Here is a 2,037-nt window from a genome sequence, read left to right on the forward strand (position 1 = left end):
CGCCAGGCAGCATAATCTCAACCTACAGAGCCAGAGCCCTCCAGAGCAAAATCAGGTCGCCTGTTCCAAATCATTCGACGACGGACAACGTCGCCGGATCGTCATGCCACAGCCACCTGAACTTTGGGCAGGCCCCGCTCGTCGGCTCGGATAGCACAGTCGTTCAGCACCCCCATGCCGCCGTTACGCGCCGGTCGATTAATCGTCCAAGGCTCAAGCTTGCCATGGACGGGGTAATAGGCGTCCTTCCCGTCACAGCAGTGGCAGAGCGCCTGCGCTCCGAGCGGTTTTCCGGGGCCAACGGGCACGCCATCGCTGAACGGCGCAAGATGACTATTCTGAGTCCTGCCTTGTCTAGCCATCATTTTTACTGGCTTGAACAGCCTGAATACGCTTTGGCCAAGTCGACTTGATGAACGCGAGTATGGCGCCAATGTCGTCGTCGCTCAGGATCGAGCCAAAAGCGGGCATGCCGGATGTCATGCTCACCCCCATGTCATCTATGACTGCCTGACCTCCCCGGCGGATATAATCCTCCAGCATAGCGTCGTCGTGATGCCAGGTATGGCCATGCCGGTCGTGCGGTGGGGCAGGGAGAATGCCGTTTTCATCCGCAATCTGCCAGTCGGGCTGCCCTTCGAGTTGGGCACCGTGGCATACTGCACAGTGTTCGGAATAAAGTAGAGCCCCGCGTTGCAGATCGACTGTCTTGCCATAACCCCACACCACCCAACCGACTCCGGTAGCGAAGCCGACGACAAGCAGGCATATCGCCCATTTTGGGATGGCAGGCAGATAGCTTCGTCTCATGCGCGTCAGATTGTGACCGTTTGCGCAAAGGTCAACCTTGAAAGCTGTTGTTGGAGGGCGCCTTGAACTTCCGCACGGGCAGTTCCCATCCTGTCAGGCACCGGCAAGCTCGGGAGAGATCATGCGTTTCCATATTCCCAACATGAGTTGTGGCGGCTGTGCACGCGGGGTCACCCGGCATCGAGTCCGTTGATCCGGATGCGCGCATCGTCATTCACCAGGACCAGCGTGAGGTTGGGTTGGTCAGTGATCTGCCGCATGCCCGCTTTGCGTCTGCTCTTGCTGCAGCAGGCTATCCGGTCGCGCCGACCACAGGCTAACGAGATTATCGTTTCGATCTTCCGATGATCGTGGGCCGATGAGAGCGCCAGCCTGCTGCCGATCAGCAGCAGGCTGCCAGAAGAGTTGATACCGGTATCGATGATCCAACGTAGGTTGTAGCACGAAATGCCTTGTTCCTGCTAACGGTCACATCCCGTGGCCACCAACAGGCAGCAGTCCGAAAGCGCCTAAGGCCATCCAGACGGCCATGGCGACCATCATCAGGTTTTCCGTGAGCGACACGAAGCCAAGCGGCACGTTGCTCGATCCACCGACGCAGGCGCATTTGAGTTCGCGGCGGTCCAGATAAACGGCCTTGAAGACCGAGACCGCACCGATCGTGCCAATGAACAGGGCAATGGGAACGGACAGCCAGGTCAGCGCCCCCGCGATCATCAGGATGCCCGCCAATCCCTCGGCGAAAGGATAGATGTAGGAATAGGGCACCCAGCGTTTCGCCAGCAGGTCGTAATTCAGGAACATCGTCGCGAAGCTGTCGACGTTCTGGAGCTTGAGCAACGCCAGGATGGCCATGCTGAAGGCGATGAACCATTCGCCGCCCTGGAGGGTGAAGGGTGTGCCATAGACCGCGAAGCTTGCGGCAAGAGCCATCAGCAGCGTCATGCCAAATAGGGCGATCACCGGCCGATAGCTTGTGGCCTTGGGATCGGTGACGCGCTTGCCGAGATAGCGCCGCAGATCATCGTAGCCGCCGATCCGCCGATCACCCACGAAGATCTGCGGCGTGGTTGCGACATCATGGCTGGCCTTGAAGGCCTCGACCTCCTTTCGCGTGGCAAGATGATGGTCCTCGACCGCTGTCTGACGTCAGCGCCCATGGGACAGATTAGGCCGATTGCGTGACAGAGGGTTTCTGGCTCATCGTAGCCTTCATGGAGCGAAGAT

The 2,037-nt window shown here is 59.1% G+C and carries 1 protein-coding gene and 1 pseudogene; both read right to left on the reverse strand.

All coding sequences use genetic code 11. The features are described from left to right. Positions 1 to 354: 354 nt before the first annotated feature. The gene (locus J0F76_RS20555; RefSeq protein WP_207472319.1) at positions 355 to 810 is read right to left on the reverse strand and encodes a c-type cytochrome; all 456 of its coding nucleotides are present in this window, start codon (positions 808 to 810) and stop codon (positions 355 to 357) included. A gap of 468 nt (positions 811 to 1,278) precedes the next feature. Next, a pseudogene (locus J0F76_RS20560) lies at positions 1,279 to 1,947 on the reverse strand (MauE/DoxX family redox-associated membrane protein); the annotation flags it as partial. Between the last annotated feature and the right edge of the window lie 90 nt (positions 1,948 to 2,037).

It is taken from the genome of Paracoccus fontiphilus, from assembly GCF_017356265.1.
GTDB lineage: Bacteria > Pseudomonadota > Alphaproteobacteria > Rhodobacterales > Rhodobacteraceae > Paracoccus > Paracoccus fontiphilus.